Annotated in this window: 15 protein-coding genes; 9 read left to right on the top strand and 6 right to left on the bottom strand. The window is 37.8% G+C overall.

Features of this window, described 5'->3' with window-relative positions; translation table 11 throughout:
* Window positions 1–305 precede the first annotated feature (305 nt).
* From JKP73_RS02325 to JKP73_RS02305, 5 genes are all read left to right on the top strand, one after another.
* Window positions 306–1,832: a BCCT family transporter gene (locus JKP73_RS02325; RefSeq protein WP_160806675.1), complete on the top strand. Its 1,527-nt coding sequence runs from the start codon at window positions 306–308 to the stop codon at window positions 1,830–1,832.
* A gap of 24 nt (window positions 1,833–1,856) precedes the next feature.
* Window positions 1,857–2,549, top strand: a complete 693-nt coding sequence (locus tag JKP73_RS02320; RefSeq protein ID WP_160806674.1) for a TetR/AcrR family transcriptional regulator — start codon at window positions 1,857–1,859, stop codon at window positions 2,547–2,549.
* 27 nt (window positions 2,550–2,576) lie between these two features.
* A complete protein-coding gene (locus tag JKP73_RS02315; RefSeq protein WP_160806673.1) occupies window positions 2,577–4,619 on the top strand; it encodes a CocE/NonD family hydrolase in 2,043 nt (680 codons plus the stop codon).
* A gap of 136 nt (window positions 4,620–4,755) precedes the next feature.
* Entirely contained in the window at window positions 4,756–5,787 is a 1,032-nt protein-coding gene (locus JKP73_RS02310; RefSeq protein WP_160806672.1) for a lactonase family protein, read from the top strand.
* Window positions 5,788–6,345: 558 nt separating this feature from the next.
* Window positions 6,346–7,089: an alpha/beta hydrolase gene (locus tag JKP73_RS02305; RefSeq protein ID WP_160806671.1), complete on the top strand. Its 744-nt coding sequence runs from the start codon at window positions 6,346–6,348 to the stop codon at window positions 7,087–7,089.
* A gap of 105 nt (window positions 7,090–7,194) precedes the next feature.
* Here JKP73_RS02305 and JKP73_RS02300 read toward each other — a convergent pair whose 3' ends face one another.
* Both JKP73_RS02300 and JKP73_RS02295 read right to left on the bottom strand, forming a co-directional pair.
* Window positions 7,195–8,385 (bottom strand): MFS transporter, encoded by a 1,191-nt coding sequence (locus tag JKP73_RS02300; RefSeq protein WP_200410845.1) that lies wholly within the window; start codon window positions 8,383–8,385, stop codon window positions 7,195–7,197.
* A 1-nt stretch (window position 8,386) separates the two neighbouring features.
* Entirely contained in the window at window positions 8,387–8,809 is a 423-nt protein-coding gene (locus JKP73_RS02295) for a MarR family winged helix-turn-helix transcriptional regulator (protein WP_051739026.1), read from the bottom strand.
* 751 nt (window positions 8,810–9,560) lie between these two features.
* Here JKP73_RS02295 and JKP73_RS02290 point away from each other — a divergent pair.
* From JKP73_RS02290 to JKP73_RS02280, 3 genes are read left to right on the top strand one after another with little or no spacing between them, the layout of a single operon-like run.
* The gene (locus JKP73_RS02290; RefSeq protein ID WP_160806669.1) at window positions 9,561–9,974 is read left to right on the top strand and encodes a hypothetical protein; all 414 of its coding nucleotides are present in this window, start codon (window positions 9,561–9,563) and stop codon (window positions 9,972–9,974) included.
* 23 nt (window positions 9,975–9,997) lie between these two features.
* Window positions 9,998–10,780, top strand: coding sequence for a hypothetical protein (locus JKP73_RS02285; RefSeq protein ID WP_160806668.1), 783 nt, complete (start codon window positions 9,998–10,000; stop codon window positions 10,778–10,780).
* 42 nt (window positions 10,781–10,822) lie between these two features.
* On the top strand, window positions 10,823–11,281 hold the full coding sequence (locus tag JKP73_RS02280; protein WP_160806667.1) for a hypothetical protein: 459 nt from the start codon (window positions 10,823–10,825) through the stop codon (window positions 11,279–11,281).
* Window positions 11,282–11,393: 112 nt separating this feature from the next.
* Here JKP73_RS02280 and JKP73_RS02275 read toward each other — a convergent pair whose 3' ends face one another.
* Genes JKP73_RS02275 through JKP73_RS02260 form a run of 4 tightly spaced genes read right to left on the bottom strand, consistent with a single transcriptional unit; the run spans window position 11,394 to window position 15,281 of the window.
* Window positions 11,394–12,887, bottom strand: coding sequence for a sodium:solute symporter family protein (locus JKP73_RS02275; RefSeq protein WP_038242797.1), 1,494 nt, complete (start codon window positions 12,885–12,887; stop codon window positions 11,394–11,396).
* The gene (locus tag JKP73_RS02270; RefSeq protein ID WP_038242798.1) at window positions 12,872–13,129 is read right to left on the bottom strand and encodes a hypothetical protein; all 258 of its coding nucleotides are present in this window, start codon (window positions 13,127–13,129) and stop codon (window positions 12,872–12,874) included. The genes JKP73_RS02275 and JKP73_RS02270 overlap by 16 nt, the downstream gene beginning before the upstream one ends.
* A gap of 16 nt (window positions 13,130–13,145) precedes the next feature.
* Window positions 13,146–14,063, bottom strand: coding sequence for a hydroxymethylglutaryl-CoA lyase (locus JKP73_RS02265; RefSeq protein WP_160806666.1), 918 nt, complete (start codon window positions 14,061–14,063; stop codon window positions 13,146–13,148).
* A gap of 12 nt (window positions 14,064–14,075) precedes the next feature.
* Window positions 14,076–15,281 (bottom strand): CaiB/BaiF CoA transferase family protein, encoded by a 1,206-nt coding sequence (locus tag JKP73_RS02260; protein WP_031335037.1) that lies wholly within the window; start codon window positions 15,279–15,281, stop codon window positions 14,076–14,078.
* Window positions 15,282–15,471: 190 nt separating this feature from the next.
* On the opposite strand from JKP73_RS02260, the gene JKP73_RS02255 reads away from it, so the two are divergent.
* The gene (locus tag JKP73_RS02255) at window positions 15,472–16,251 is read left to right on the top strand and encodes a GNAT family N-acetyltransferase (RefSeq protein ID WP_038242799.1); all 780 of its coding nucleotides are present in this window, start codon (window positions 15,472–15,474) and stop codon (window positions 16,249–16,251) included.
* Window positions 16,252–16,357: the final 106 nt, after the last annotated feature.

Raw genomic sequence — 16,357 nt, 5'->3', positions numbered from 1 at the left:
TTTTTTGCTGTTTTTTGTTTATAAATGTATACGCATTATCGTATTCATAAGGGAGATTAGGTCACTCTATTTAAAGATCAAATGATTCAACAATATGTTGACTTTATGGTAAATGGAGCAATGGACAAACAACACTAATCCCCTGGATAGTAATTACTATCCAGGGGGTTTTTTAATTTTAAAACGAATTTTTCAATCCATTTAGGAGCGGTTGATATATTTTATTATTATGTTAATATGAACATGTTCATATAAAAAACACGTTCATAAAATGTATAAATAAGGGGAGGTATGTAAAAAACGTTATGAGAGTAAAAGTAGATCAAATTATTTTTTGGCCATCTTTATTGGTAGTTATAGTTGCAACCTTATTCTTAGTTATTTTTAAAGAATCCGCTGGTCCAGTAGTGGAAAGCCTCATGACTGATATTACACATCGTTTAGATTGGGCGTTTGAGTTCTTAACGATCGGTTTATTTATTATTTTGGCATGGTTGATGTTGGGTAAATATGGAAGAGTGAAACTAGGGGATATAGATGATAAACCCGAGTTTTCTCGGTTTAGCTGGGGAGGTATGCTCTTTTGTGCAAGTATGGGTACCAGTATCATGTTTTGGTCGATTGTCGAACCACTTTATTATTATACGGGTCCTCCATTTGGCATCGAAAGCGAATCCACTACTGCTGCTGAATATGCAGTCAGCTATGGGCTATTTCACTGGGGTATTTCTGCATGGGCACTATACGCATTGCCAGCCGTCGTAATGGCTTATAGCTTCTATGTAAGAAAAGAGCGTTCGCTTCGCATCAGTGCGGCTTGCCGAGGTGTGCTTGGAAAGCATGCAGATGGAATTATCGGAAAAATTATTGATATATTAGTAATTTGGAGCATGATTGGCGGGTTAGGAACATCGCTAGGCCTTGGTGTCCCAATGGTATCTGCAGTAATCGGAAATCTAATTGGGATAGAGCCATCATTAGGCTTAAATATTGTTATTATTTTGATTTGGACCGTTATTTTTAGCTCAAGTGCTTATTTTGGATTATATAAGGGGATACGTAAATTAAGTGATTGGAATGTCTATTTAGCATTGGGGTTGGCGATATTTGTGATCATTGTTGGGCCAACATTATTTATTCTATCCTATTTCACAAACAGTCTTGGTTTAATGTTAGATAATTTTATGAGAATGAGTCTGTATACGGATCCAATAGAAAAAGGAGGATTTCCTCAAGCATGGACGGTCTTTTATTGGGCATGGTTTGCAGCGACGGCCCCGTTCATTGGAATTTTTGTGGCTCGTATTTCCAAAGGAAGAACCATTCGTGAGTTAGTATTTAATGTGCTCATGTGGGGTGCATTAGGAAGTTGGCTTTATTTCGGCGTTTTTGGTGGTTACACGATGGATCTTCAATTAACTGGAAAAGTAGATTTAGTTACTATTTTAGAACAGAGTGAGCCAGCTGTTATTGTAGCGGTCTTAAACTCACTCCCTATGCCTATCGTTGTTTCCATTTTCTTTGTTGTTTTAGGTTTTATTTTCTTAGCAACTTCGCTCGATTCTGCAAGCTATGTCATTGCTAGTGTTGCAACAAAAGAATTGTACAGTAATGCTGAGCCAGCACGCTGGCATCGATTATTATGGGGAATACTACTATCAGCATTAGCAATTAGTTTAACCATTGCAGGTGGGCTTAGTGTCGTACAAACATCATCTGTTTTAGTCTCTGTTCCGATTTTAATCATGTATATTCTATTGTCTATATCTTTGGTAAGATGGTTGAGACAGAATGAAGATCAACATGTATATGTGAAGAAACGTCGTTCGTAAATGTTCAAGTGAGGAGGCAGTTAAATGAAAAAGAAAATACAACGTGCACGTATGTGGCGTTATTTTCTCGATGCTGCTGCGGAAATTATTGAAGAAGAAGGAATTGACAATATAACTATACGAAAAATCGCAGATCGCGCTGGATATACAAGTTCTACAGCATATAACTATTTTAAGGATTTATCTCATCTCGTATTCTTTGCAGCCATGCGATTTACAACAACTTATATAGAAGAACTACCAGCATATATGGAAAAAGGCAATAATACTGTAGAAAAATGGCTATATTCATGGGAATGCTTTTGTAAGCATTCCTTTGAGCAGCCAGAAATCTACGCTATTCTTTTTATGGATAATTTGGGAGCAATACCTGAGGATCTGTTGGAAGACTATTATAGTATATACGAAGATGATCTTATTGGATTACCTGAGCAGATTAAATCCATTATTATGGAACAGAATTTCTCCAAACGAAGCGCATTATATATCGAAAATGCAGTGGAAGAAGAATTTATTGATCGTGAAGACATTGATTATATTGCTGATGTTACGTTAATGGTTTGGAAAGGAATGATGAGTACATTCATGAATCATCGACGTAACTACTCTAAGGAACAAGCAGTGGAACGGACAATATGTTATGTGTATGAAAGCGTAATGAGAACTGTTAAGCCAGATAAAAGAGTGAAAATAAATTATCGTTTTTTAGGAAATTAAGTTGCAACACAAGAAAGGAAGATAAGCTTGGTATTTAATGTTAGAGACTCAGAGGAGCGGAGAATTAAAACAGATTATCCACGTGAAATAAAGAAAGTTGACCATATTTGGATACCGATGTCAGATGGAAAGAAACTTGCGGCCACCATCTGGCTGCCTGTGGATGCCGAAGAGAACCCCGTACCTGCGATTTTGGAATATATTCCATACCGAAAAAATGATTTTACTGCAATCAGAGATTCCATACGTCATCCTTATTTTGCTGGGCATGGTTATGCGAGCATTCGAGTAGATATAAGAGGATCTGGTGATTCGGATGGTATATTATTAGATGAGTATTTAAAGCAAGAACAGGATGATGCTTTAGACGTCTTGGATTGGATTTCAAACCAACCGTGGAGTACTGGTTCCGTCGGAATGATTGGGAAATCCTGGGGTGGATTTAGTGGATTACAAGTAGCGGCGAGGAATCATCCGGCATTAAAAACGATTATTACGCTATGTTCAACGGACGATCGCTATGCAGATGATGTCCATTACAAGGGAGGAACGATGCTTGCTTCGGATATGCTTTGGTGGGCGTCAACGATGTTTGTTTATAATGCTAGACCACAAGACCCCAAGGTAGTAGGAGAGAGCTGGAAGGAAAACTGGTTGGATCGATTAGAGAATACGCCTCCATTTGTGGAAGAATGGGTCAGTCACCAAGTAAGAGATGATTATTGGAAACATGGTTCTGTTTGTGAAGACTATTCCGATATTAAAATTCCTGTGTTTGCTGTAAGTGGCTGGCAGGATGGCTATACCAATTCAGTATTTCGCCTAATTGAGCGTCTTCCAAATGCGAAAGGGTTGATTGGACCATGGGCTCATGAGTATCCCGAGGTTGCTACACCGGAACCAGCAATTGGATTTCTGCAAGAGTGCCTACGTTGGTGGGATCACTGGTTAAAGGGAAATGATACTGGCATCATGGATGAACCTAAATTAACCACTTATATCCAAGATAGTGCCCCTCCTAAAGTAAGTTATGATGTGCGTCCTGGTAAATGGGTGGCAGATGAAGAATGGCCTTCCAAGAGTATCGCTAAGAAGAATTTTTATCCGAACCATATGCAGCTTGCAGAAGCAGCTAATGAAGATAGCATAACAGTTCCAAGTGTTCAACAGCATGGATTTTATGCAGGGGTATTTTGTCCGTTTGGTCAACCAGGAGACCTTCCTTCAGACCAACGATTAGAAAATGGCATGACAACCGTATTTACCTCCGAGCCAATGGAAGAAAATATGGAAATCTTAGGGTTCCCTATGTTCCATGCTACGATTGAATCAGATCAAGAACAGGCTTTATTAGCAGTAAGATTATGTGATAAAGCACCGACTGGGGAATCCACACTAATTAGCTCGGGTGTACTTAATTTAACCCATCGCAATTCACATGAGTATCCTGACAAGCTAATTCCAGGAGAAAAATATCAGGTCTCGGTACAACTAGATGCAATCGGTCAGCATATTCCTAAAGGACATCGGTTAGAGTTAGCTGTTTCACCAGCTTACTGGCCGTCAGCATGGCCGTCTCCGAAAGCTGTTACACTGACCCTGCATACTGGGGAGGATACAAAGCTTTCATTACCAATTAGAAAAGCGCAATCTAACGATGAACAGGTACGATTTGAAACCCCTGAAATCGCTCAGGTAATGGAAAAGAAAGTATTACGCATGGAAGAACGAAGCAGAAAAGTTAGTCATGATACAGTGACAGGAGCATGGAAATTAGAAGATTATTCCGATGAAGGGGAACGGAAATTAGTAACCAATGGTTTAGAGTATGGAAGTAAAAATAAAAATACCTATATGATTAAAGAAAACGATCCCTTATCGGCAACGGCTTCTTGTGAATGGGAACTAAAAGTTGGCAGAGGTGATTGGCAGACTAAGTTAATTACTTTTAGTGAAATGACGAGCGACGAAGCAAACTTTTATTTAACAAATACCATGTCAGCGTTTGAAAACGGCGAAAAGATATTCAGCAAGACATGGAATAAGGAAATAAAGAGGAACTATATATAGAATCGTGTCCCGAGATAAATTATCTCGGGCACTTTACATATTGATCGAAAAGGAAGTGTCGAGGTTTACATTTCACCTATTTAAACGTACAATTCTAGCTATATAGTATTTCAGTATATGGAAAGGGAAGGGTAGAATGACAAACTATATTGGATTTGCAGGAACCTATACAAGGGAAAATAGCAAAGGAATCTATCGTTTTGAGCTGGATACCCAAGAACAAGTATTACATGCAGTAAAAGCTGTTGCTACTGTTGGTAGTCCTACATATGTAACCATTAGCGATGATAACCGTTTCTTATTTGCTGTTGGTCAGGACGGCGATTTGGGAGGTGTATATGCTTATCAAATAGATGGAGAAGCGGAACTAAACAAACTAAATGAACAGCTTCTAGAGGGAAGAGCGCCATGTCATGTCAGTGTTCATGATGGAAAAGTGGTATCAGGGAATTATCACAAAGGTGAAGTTGCTATCCATGCTCTTCATACAAGTGGCAAGATAGAAACTGGCTCATTTGTAACGCATGAAGGGAACGGTCCACATGAACGACAGGAAAAATCCCATGTCCACTTTGCTGGATTTACTCCTGATGGGAGTTATGTTGTCGTATGTGACTTAGGTACAGATGAGGTCGTCACGTATCGTGTGGAAAACGATAAATTGGTTCGACATCAAACATTACATACGAAACCAGGCAGTGGTCCTCGTCATATTGTATTCCACCCAAATGGGAACACAGCCTACGTTCTGACAGAATTAAGTTCAGAAGTCATTGTACTTGATTATCATGCAAGCGAAGGTAGGTTTACAGAAAAACAAACAATCCTTGCGAAACCAGAGGATTTTACAGATACAAATGATGCAAGTGCTATTCACATTTCATCTGATGGAAAGTTTGTTTACACGGGGAATCGTGGACATAATAGTATTGCGGTCTTCCAAGTAGAGGAAAAAAACGATCAGTTAGCATTGGTTGAATGGACAGCTACTGGCGGAGAGTGGCCACGTGATTTCGTTTTAGATCCAAGTGAATCGTTTATCGTTGCATCGAATCAACATAGTGGAAATCTCGTATTATTTGCTCGGGATAAAACAACTGGCAAATTAACAAAACAAGACAGTGAAGTCGAGGTGCCAGAAGTTGTTTGTGTGAAATTTATGAATTAATGAATTAATCTCAGAGAAAAGACACCACCATAACCATTTTGTTGAATCCGTGGTGTCTTTTTGATTAGAGGATGTATGGTAGAAGTAACACTCTGATAAATAAGGCAATTGCATTTCTGACCTCATATTAATTGTAGACAACAAGAATTATAGGCTAGGAACCAAACGGCCAAACAAATTGTTCCACCGATGGAGTCAGATGGAAATGTGGATTTTGGGCTGCCTATATGCTAGCTGAATTGTGTCAGTTTATTCCATTAATGTACCGATTTGATGTCTTACGAAACTCATGATAAATGGATGTACCATTTGCTTCAGGCTCTACTGTGATTTTAAAAAACCATCATCAATGCTGTTTTAGCTGTAGCCTAAACAAATGGAGAATTGAGAAGTCTTGCCACCAGTTTTGCTTAGTGGTAATATAAAAGGAACAAAGACATCTATATTAGATGCTGATTAATACATATAAGCACAAAGTGATCCTATAAATCACTTTCATTTTTTTATAAAAAAATGAAGCGCTTACAATATTATTGTATTTGATGGAGGTGTTAATTCGTGGCAGAGAAAAATGTAATAGAGGGTGCGAAAGAATTTTATTTTCCTGGTAATCAAACGGGGGTGCTAGTAATTCATGGATTTACAGGTTCTACCCAAAGCATGCGATTTCTTGGTGAACAACTTGCTAATGCTGGTTTTACGGTTTTTGGACCACGTTTAATCGGACATGGGACATCGCCAGAAGATATGGAAAATGCAACCTATCAGGATTGGATTCAAACAGTGGAAAAAGGATTAGCAAAACTTCAAGAAACATGTAAGGAAGTTTATGTGACGGGGCTTTCCATGGGAGGGACATTAACGCTTTATCTTGCTGAACACCATCCAGAGATAAAGGGAATTATGCCAATCAATGCGGCTATTCATATGCCAGAAATGATCAAAAATTATCAAGAGCTTATTAACTCAAATACCCGCTTTATAGATGGGATCGGTTCTGATATCAAAAAAAATGGGGTTGAAGAATTAGCTTATAAACAAACACCTGTTAAGTCGATGGGAGAAATTATTGCATTAACCAAGAAAGTAAGAGAACAATTATCAATAATTAACATACCAGCCATGATCTTTGCATCTTCGGTAGATCATGTAGTTCCTCCGGAAAATTCTCAAGAAATCTACCAATCTATTTCATCAAAAGAACGTTCTATTGTGTCTTTAGAGCTTAGTTACCATGTTGCAACTTTAGATCATGATAAGGAATTAATAGCCGAGAAATGTATTGCATTTATCAAAGGTTAATGGCCAGCATTTCCACCTGTTATCCTATGTGAAGGTCTTACCATATTAAAATTCGGGGAAGGATAGGATGATCCATTCCTCGAACTTTATGAGATGATGTAGGAACTATGCAGTTTCTTGTTTTACCTTAGGTTTTATTGCTCTTGAATGGTATAAATTAAAGAGAGCAAGTGCTGCAATAACAATTACTGCACATACGAGATAAAGATTCGCATACCCTACTCCTGATGCGACAATTCCCCATATGAATGATCCAATTGCAATCCCGGAATCATAGAGAATAAAGAACGTGGATGTTGCATGAGAACTTCTGTTTTTTGGTGAAGCTTGTATAGCCATTGTTTGGAAACTTGGTAAGATGGTACCATATCCAAGACCGATAAGAACAGCTGATAATAAAAGCATCCAAGGTGAATTGGTCAAACTTAGTGCAATTAGTCCCATAGTAAACATAATTAAGCATGGGAATATAACAAATTTCGGCCCCTTAGAATCAAATGACCTTCCAAAGTATGGTCTTGATAAGAGCATAACTGCGGCAAATACAACAAAGAAATAACTCGCTGTTGATGCTAGTCCTAAAGTATTGGCGTAAACAGAAATGAAGGACATGACACTTGCATAAGCTAACGATACTAAACTGCAAATGAGTGCAATCGTTATAGCCTTTGTTTCGATAAAGTCATGGATCGTTAATTTTTGCTTCCCTTTTTCAGGAGCATTCGCTCCTTTTGGCACCTGTACCATGATTGAATTAATGACAGCTACGATCATTAATACCGCTAAAATAATGAATAAGTTTCGAAAACTCGTAAATTGTAATACGGTTAGCCCAATGAAAGGTCCGACAACAACTGCTAGATTCATTGCCATAGCAAAATAGCCAAGGCCAGCACCTCGTCGTGATGGTGGGATAATATCTGCTGCTATCGCCCCTGTCGCAGTTGTAATGACACCAAATGATAAACCATGAAAGAAACGTAAAGCTAATAAAGACATAAATGCGTCAATTACTGGATATAGAAATGAAGTTACTGCAAAGATTGCCACACTAACTACTAATCCCATTTTCTTTCCGGTCTTATCTAATAATTTAGCGGAAAAAAGACGGACAATAATTGCTGCTAATAACATAGCAGTTACCACTAACCCACCTTCAGCTTCTGTCCCTCCTAAATTATCGATGACATAAATAGGTAAGGTTGTCATTAAAGCATAAAACGACATGAAAATTAAGAATTGTGTCATCGAAATGCTTATAAAACTATTCGTCCATATTTTTTGTTCTTGACTCATATTACTTCTCTCCTGTTGCTAATTTTTCCAATAATCGATACAAATGATTCCTTTCTTCTGGTGATAAATGAGTCACCATATCTTCATCAAATGTATCCATTGTTTCTTGAACAACCGAAAAATTTTGTTTTGCATAGTCGGTTAATTCAATGACTCGTTCGCGTTTATCCTCTCCTTGTCTTCGAACAATCCAACTACCTTTTTCTAAACGAGAAAGCGTTCGTGTAACGGTTGGCGCTTCAATGTTTAAATATTTCCATATATCTGTTTGTGTCATTGGCCCAAATCGCTGAATAGAAAAAATAATAGACCATTGGGAAGCATACAACCCATGGTCACTGAGTCGTTTGTTCATTTCTTTGGTTAAATAGCGAAAACGTTGATTTAATAAATGGAGCAGATCCCGATTTGTTATGTTATTCACAAGTACCATCCTCAACTTATATTTACCTAGGTAAATAATATACTCGATCTATTTTATACCTTGGAAAATAATTTGTAAAGCCTAGTATTTAACTCGGCTTTTAATCATCAATATAAAAGGGTAGATAATTCTTCTCTCCTTTGACTTGCAATCTATCCATTTATCCAAAATACGCAACATTATGAAGACTTATAATTACAATAAGCATTAGTAAGACAATCATTCCAAGATGAATGAATTACCTTTTTAATTAGGTATGTAATGCTTAGTATTAAATTGTACATCGTCATAAGAAAGAATGCCATAGCAAGGAGTAACGATGTCAAATTGATAATTATATCAATATTCATGAATGATGCCTCCAGCGAACGCGACTTTTCACTACGTTATTTAGTCAATCCATCCTGATTATTTTTAACCCTATTTCTTAGTGGGGTAATCCAGTAATTAGTACAAAAATCAAATCAGTTATCGGTTTAATAGGAAAATAGTATTGTTTTTGGTTAAGTGTTTTGAGCAGACTGCAGTTTTTCTGTGAATTTGTTGAAAAAGAAAAGAAACACCAGGACTTTATACCTAAAATAAGACCAGTTGCATGAAAGATAGATATCTTGCAAAACTATTATACTATTTTAAAAATAGTATAATATTCAGATTTTAATCTATTGATATTTTGCTAAGATAGTATAAAAGATGGAAATGAATACATCTATATAAGCGATAAGTATTGAGTCGAAAGGTTGTATGGAAAATGAAAAAATCATTAGCAATTGCTTTTTGCATCGTTTTAATAAGCTCCAGTCATGTGGCAGCTGATAAAGAGATGTGGTATTCCATTTTTCAAATGAAGAGTTGGATAAACGAGCATACGGAAGATAATTTTAAACAATATATTTTAAATGACTATCTTTTAAATCATCAACAAAACTACGTTGAAGAAAGACTAGAGCAACTTCGTATAGATTCTAGACTAGAGATTCAGCAGTATGGAGAAGCGTATGAGGAACAAATCACCGAAGCAATAAGTAAATCGAATTATGAACGGTTGGACAATTATTCAGAGAAAAAGAAGCATGAGATACAACAAGGTATATCAAATAATGTTCGTCGTTCACTTGAATCGTGGTTATATCAAAAGGATTCAACAACGAGTCCTTCCAAATAATAAAAACAAGGGGAGAGTTGAGAATGAAACTAGGATTAGGAACTTTAAAATCGAAAGTTGCTGCGGGAGTCATTGGAGTAGGGATATTATCAAGCGCTGGTGTAGTATTTGCTAATACGGATGCAGGGATAACTATCCGCCAGTGGTATGACGGGATGTTTAATGATTCTGTAGCGACAATTGAAGAAGAAGTTACCGAGTACGGTGAAAGCAAGCTGCCGGAACTAGAAGAGAAATATGGTCAATTGAGGCGTGATGCATCGTTAGATATTGATTTAGCTCGAACAGAGGAGACAGCAGCATCCCTTCAAGAAGTCGTCGCTGCAAAACTAGCACATATTGAATCGTTGAGTGAAGAAGAAAGCATGATTTTAGAGGAGATGGGATTACAGTTCTATAATGTGTTTCTTGATGGGTACCTAGAGATTGAAAGATTAGGAGTAGAAGGTCTTCAATACGCAACCAATGATTTAACAGCATTTACAGAACAATTGGGAGATGAAGCGGTAAACCAATTAACTTCTGATTTAACCGAAGCAAAGTCGCAAGCGGTTGCTGAGTTGGAAGAAGCAATTGCCAATGCGCAAGCTGATTTGGAAGCGGAAATTGCAACGAATGAGGAAGTAACGATACGTAATCTACAAAACCAAGTGGATTGGGCAATAAACGATTTAAGAGAAACGGTTACGGAATTAATTGGAGGATTGGTAGAAGAACAACAAATCATAATTACGGCAACGGCACAAACACTAGAAAATGAGGCTAAAGCAGCGCTTGATGAAGTGGTTTCAGGGATAAATGAGTAATTTCGAACTGTGATGAATCACCTGTGAAGGGGGGAGAAGCAGGTGGCAGATAGACAAATCAATGGCGAACGAACAAAGAATAAGAAAATATGTCGATGGACGTTTTGTATAGTACTATGTATGTTGTTAACAGGTGGCGCATATACGGCTGTCTTTGCAGAGCAGAATATAACGGGGATGCTGACAAATTGGTTTCAACAAAAAACCGATGAAGCAATTGATCATATCGAATTGGAAATTTCAGCTGTGCAAAACGAACAAACGAATCGTCTGAATGATGCCTTGAAAGAAGAGGTAGAGGAAGCTGAACGCGATTTAAATGAAACGGTTCGTATTGAAATTAAGGCACGAACAAAAGAATTGCAACGTTATACGGATACGTTAATCAATAAGATTGAAAAGCAAAACAATCAGGATGGAATGATCGATCCAGCTCAGCTGAAAGAATTAGATCAAATTGTTCAAGAAGCGAAAACAAAAATGCAAGAAGTTACAGAATAGCAATAATTCTTTATTCGAACAGAATATTGAAGTGTAGAAAAACCATCGGTCTTTCTACACTTATTTTTATGATAAATATTACATGAAGTAGTAGGTTAGTGTTGTTGTGATTTTATAAACCTATTATTCTCTCCGCTTCTGTCTGCTCTTCTGTAGTCACTTGGAATAGGTAACTCCCACAAACACAAATGATCAGGTTTACTAGCAATCCCCAAAGACCGCTAAATACGCCAAGCGGTTCCATATTTATAAATGTCATCAAGCTTGCTAAAATTGTCCCCACAATCATTCCAGTAAAAACAGAAGCTGTATGAAGCTTTTTCCAGTATAAGCCGAGAATAAATGCGGGAGCAATCTGTATGAGTAACTCAAATTTCAAAACAAATATTTCGTATAACGTTGCTGGAGGGTACCATGCTAACAATAATAAAACAGCAACGGCCAGAATTCCGGAAATTTTTCCAACAATAATTTGTTTATGTTCAGATGCCTTTGAATTAATGAACTTACCATATAAATCTTTGGATATTACGGAAGAGAAGGTTAATAATACGGAATCCGCAGTAGAAATAATTGCTGCAATTATCCCTCCGAATAATAGAATCATTGCCCAATAGAAAAAGGCATTTTGCGATGCAATTACATTCGCCATCATCCCAACCAATTGTTCGGACTCCATGACATCCAACTTCGGAAAAGCGTTTATACCAATAATACCAACAAGAAAAATAACCCCCGTTGTAATAAACGGCATCCATGCCATACCAATCAGTGAGTTTTTTAATGTACTTTCGTTTTTGGCAGAAAAGATACGTTGAATTGCATGGGGATAGATTGCTGCACCTATACACGTAAGGAGCAACATGCTAAACCATCCAGAAATTCCACTCGCTTCCGGGACACCAAGTTTTTCTGGCGAAAGTGTAGCCATATAATTGGCTGAAGTAGGAAGACCGCCGAAGTAAATAATAGAACCGATTACAAGTATGCAAACACCGAAGAGGAGCGCAATTCCTTGCATTGTATCCGTATAGGCTACTGCACGCATACCGCCGAGCCAACTGTAAATTAACATAATAATGATAAAAAACACAACAGCAATTTGATATGGAATGGTTCCTCCGGTCAATCCAGAAACACCCTGTCCAACTGCAACTAATTGTTCTAATAAATAATTACCTAGACCATAGAGCATAAGAAAAGATCCTAAAATGGTAATGCCTTTAGAGCGAAATCGTTTATCTAACCAATCGGATGGCGTAATGAAGTTATGTTTTCTACTTAGGGCATACAATCGGGGCGCAAATAATAGGTAGCCGACCATGACTAATATCATAAAAGTGATCGATTGAATCCATTCGAAGCCAATTCGATATCCTTGTGGTGCATACCCAATGATCGTATTTCCACTATATTGAGTGGCATAAAAAGTAAAAAAAAGCACCATGATACTTAAACCTTTTCCACCCAAGTAATACTCTTCATTACTATTTCGTAGATTGCGGTTTCTTAAAAATGTAAACAGTCCAATTCCTAGCATCAATAAACCGTAACTCGCCATAATCAGGATTCCTGCCCAGCCACCAAAAGCTAGTTCTTGTTCCATTTGTTATCCTCCTTTCTCTCCGTAGTTATTTCCTCCGTTATCCAGAGTCGTTTAATAGCGAAGGTAATCGTTGCTGAAAAGGCTATTGAGACAAACAGGATAATCCATGCCCAGTAAGGAATCCCAAGAATAATCGGTTTATAGCTACCTGTTGGAAAATACCATGGAACGCTTAATAAGAACAGCACACCGAAAACAACCCATAACTTCCAATTTTTAATTGGTTCCTTTATTAGTTTCATACTATAACCTCCTTGCTTAAAATTTGGATGGATCATGTAAATCCGTAATTTTACCTGCCTTGCTAACTTGGCCAGGAGTTTCATGGGAAAGTAGAGACTGAAGATGAATAGAACTATCTATCAGGCTGTCTAACTTAGCATTCAAGTCATAACCCATAAAATAAAGCATATGGACGACATCTTCTGTGCATATATTTCCAGTTGCTCCTGGAGCAAATGGGCATCCGCCAATTCCACCTAAAGATGAATCAAAATGCGTAACCCCTGCTTGGATGGCTTGAATAACATTTGCTAATCCCATACCTCTGGTATTATGGAAATGCATGGTCAGTTGGAGGTCTGGAAAAAAGGTGAGTACTTGTTTACATAATTGATATACTTGTGTGGGTGTAGCCATTCCAGTGGTATCTGCTAACGTAATGTTTTCTATGCCCAAACTTTTGTATGCTTCGATTAATAGGAATACTTTAAATTCAGATACCTTCCCTTCGAAAGGACAGCCAAAGGCAGTTCCAATGGAACCATTGCGTATCACCGGTTTATCAGACAAATAATCGATGATTAATTCGAATTGATCATATGTTTGTTGGATGGATTGTCGGATATTTTTTTGATTATGTGTCTCACTCGCCGATACAACCAAATTAACTTCGTCTACATGGCATTTCATTGCTCTCTTGGCCCCAATCACATTAGGGATGAGTGCACTATACGATATTTGTGGATTCCGCTGTATCGATGTCATTACTTGCTCAGCATCTGCCAAATTAGGTACTGCGTTCGGAGAAACAAAGGATGTGACTTCGATTTTGTCTAAACCTGTTTGACTAAGTTGATTAAGTAAATGTATTTTATCTTTGGTTGGAAGAAATTGGTCTTCATTTTGTAAACCATCCCTGGTAACCACTTCGTGAATATATATTTGTTTACTCATAACGAGTCTCCTTTAAATAATCCCTTTGTCTTGTAAATCTTGTATCTCTTGTTCCGTTAGGTTTAAATAATTTCTTAATGTTTCAACGGTATGTGTTCCTAAATCCGGACCCAACCAATTTGTCCTACCCGGGGTTTTACTCATTCTAGGAACAATTCCAGGAATCTTTACAGTATCATTTTCTGTTAAAGAATAGGTTTGGATCATATCCCGTTCCATGTATTGAGGGTCTTTGACAATATCTTCAATACTATAAATCGGGCCAGCAGGTACATTTGCTTCATCTAAGATGGTCAATGCTTTGTCTAGGTTTACTTGTTTAGTCCAATCGTTAATGGCTTTGTCCAAGAAATCAGCATATTGGGATCGTCCACTATTCGATCGAAATCTTTCATCTTCAGCGATATCAGCTCGATCGATTGCATGCATGAAGCGTTGAAATATACTATCTCCATTTCCACCGATAACAATATATTTACCATCTTTACAAGGATAGGTATTCGAAGGAGTAATACCAGGTAGCTTAGCACCTGTGCGCTTTCGCACGACACCAAATTTATCATATTCTGGTAGGAGGGATTCCATCAGGCTGAAAACAGATTCATAGAGAGCAACATCAATTAATTGACCTTCTTTTGTCCCGCGAACATCCCGGTGATATACAGCCATAAGTGCTCCAATAACGGAGTATAAAGCGGCAAGCGAGTCGCCAATGCTTATTCCTACTCGTGGAGGCGGTAATTCTGGATAGCCTGTTATATAACGAATGCCACCCATAGATTCACCAATACTCCCAAATCCAGGTTTATCTCGATAGGGGCCAGACTGTCCAAAACCTGAGACCAATACCATGATAACCTTAGGATTCCGTTTAGCTAGTTGTTCATATCCTAGATTCCATTTTTCTAGTGTGCCTGGTCGAAAGTTGGCAATAACAATATCTGCTTCATCAATTAGTTTTCGAACAAGTTCTTGGCCATCGGCTGATTTAAGGTCAATGGTAACGGATTTTTTATTTCTTGCTTGCAGGGACCACCATAATGATTTTCCGTCATACATATAACGCCACTCACGAAGTGGATCACCTTTTTTTGGCGGTTCTATTTTAATAACGTCAGCACCAAACTCTGCAAAAAGCCTACCAGCAAAAGGGCCAGCAATTAAACTCCCCAATTCAATTACACGTAATCCTTCTAATGCTGCTATCACGTCTATCATCCTCTTATTCTTATTTATAGATTTTATATAAGATTACGTGGGTTGGATAAACGATATGACAATCAAGTCAAAGATGGGCATATGTTCTTAGCTATCTGGTGAAAGAATAGGGAAGTATATGCTTGAAAAGTGGCTGATATATCCTATATGATTTAACAATACATATTAATGAGAGTAGGTGGGAGGTACAATGAAAGGGAATCTGGATATTAGAACAATTACTGAAATGAATGAACTGGAGAATGTCATCATGTTAGAGGATGTGATTTGGGGGAATGCGACACCTGTCCATCAAACCTTCACAGCGGTAAACAATGGAGGACTTATGTTAGGTGCGTACGATGGCAAGAAGTTAGTTGGTTTTTCATATAGTTTTGCTGGATTTGACGGGAAGGAGCCCTATTTATACTCCCATATGTTAGGATTGTTACCAGCATACCGTAAAGCTGGTTTAGGGGAGAGAATGAAACAAAGGCAAGCAAAAATCGCAGAGGAGATGGGCTATGCTAAAATGATCTGGACATTCGATCCACTTCAAAGTCTTAATGCCTATCTTAATGTACACAAATTAGGAGCAACCGGAGCAATCTATAAGGAAGATTATTATGGTGAAATGGATGATGGGCTGAATAAGGGAATGCCTACCGATCGGATGTTTATCGAATGGCGTTGGAATGACCAAGCAGAACTAAAAATGGCATCACTAGAACAAGCAAGTGTATTATTAAGTGAGCAGAATGGGAAGCCAGTGATGACTGATTATTATACAGAGTCATTATCTAACGATGTGTATGCTGTTACGATCCCAAGTCATATTCAAGATATCAAAGATAGGGATTTGTTGACAGCTATTGAATGGCGAATGAAGTCAAGACAAGCATTTGTTCATTTATTTAGCCAAGGCTATCAAGCGCATGAATTTATTCGAGATACCGAAAAACCTTATAGTTATTACTATTTTACAAAGTAAGTGTACTCCGGAGAACATTAAAATGCTCTCCGGTTTTATATATCTAAAAACATCTATATAAGGTTACTTCATCTGGTACCACTTATTCATGGAAGCTGATACTTTC

The organism is Virgibacillus salexigens (assembly GCF_014905415.1).
GTDB lineage: Bacteria > Bacillota > Bacilli > Bacillales > Amphibacillaceae > Virgibacillus > Virgibacillus salexigens.
The sequence above is the reverse complement of the archived record's forward strand: the minus strand, read 5'-3'. Positions and strand labels throughout refer to the sequence as shown.

Excerpts from the sequence above, each read along its gene's own strand:
- JKP73_RS02275 (WP_038242797.1), bottom strand. The coding sequence starts at position 12,887 with ATGGAACAAGAACTAGCTTTTGGTGGCTGGGCAGGAATCCTGATTATG.
- JKP73_RS02310 (WP_160806672.1), top strand. The coding sequence starts at position 4,756 with ATGACAAACTATATTGGATTTGCAGGAACCTATACAAGGGAAAATAGC.
- JKP73_RS02265 (WP_160806666.1), bottom strand. The coding sequence starts at position 14,063 with ATGAGTAAACAAATATATATTCACGAAGTGGTTACCAGGGATGGTTTA.
- JKP73_RS02270 (WP_038242798.1), bottom strand. The coding sequence starts at position 13,129 with ATGAAACTAATAAAGGAACCAATTAAAAATTGGAAGTTATGGGTTGTT.
- JKP73_RS02300 (WP_200410845.1), bottom strand. The coding sequence starts at position 8,385 with ATGAGTCAAGAACAAAAAATATGGACGAATAGTTTTATAAGCATTTCG.
- JKP73_RS02255 (WP_038242799.1), top strand. The coding sequence starts at position 15,472 with ATGAAAGGGAATCTGGATATTAGAACAATTACTGAAATGAATGAACTG.
- JKP73_RS02325 (WP_160806675.1), top strand. The coding sequence starts at position 306 with ATGAGAGTAAAAGTAGATCAAATTATTTTTTGGCCATCTTTATTGGTA.
- JKP73_RS02285 (WP_160806668.1), top strand. The coding sequence starts at position 9,998 with ATGAAACTAGGATTAGGAACTTTAAAATCGAAAGTTGCTGCGGGAGTC.
- JKP73_RS02260 (WP_031335037.1), bottom strand. The coding sequence starts at position 15,281 with ATGATAGACGTGATAGCAGCATTAGAAGGATTACGTGTAATTGAATTG.
- JKP73_RS02320 (WP_160806674.1), top strand. The coding sequence starts at position 1,857 with ATGAAAAAGAAAATACAACGTGCACGTATGTGGCGTTATTTTCTCGAT.
- JKP73_RS02290 (WP_160806669.1), top strand. The coding sequence starts at position 9,561 with ATGAAAAAATCATTAGCAATTGCTTTTTGCATCGTTTTAATAAGCTCC.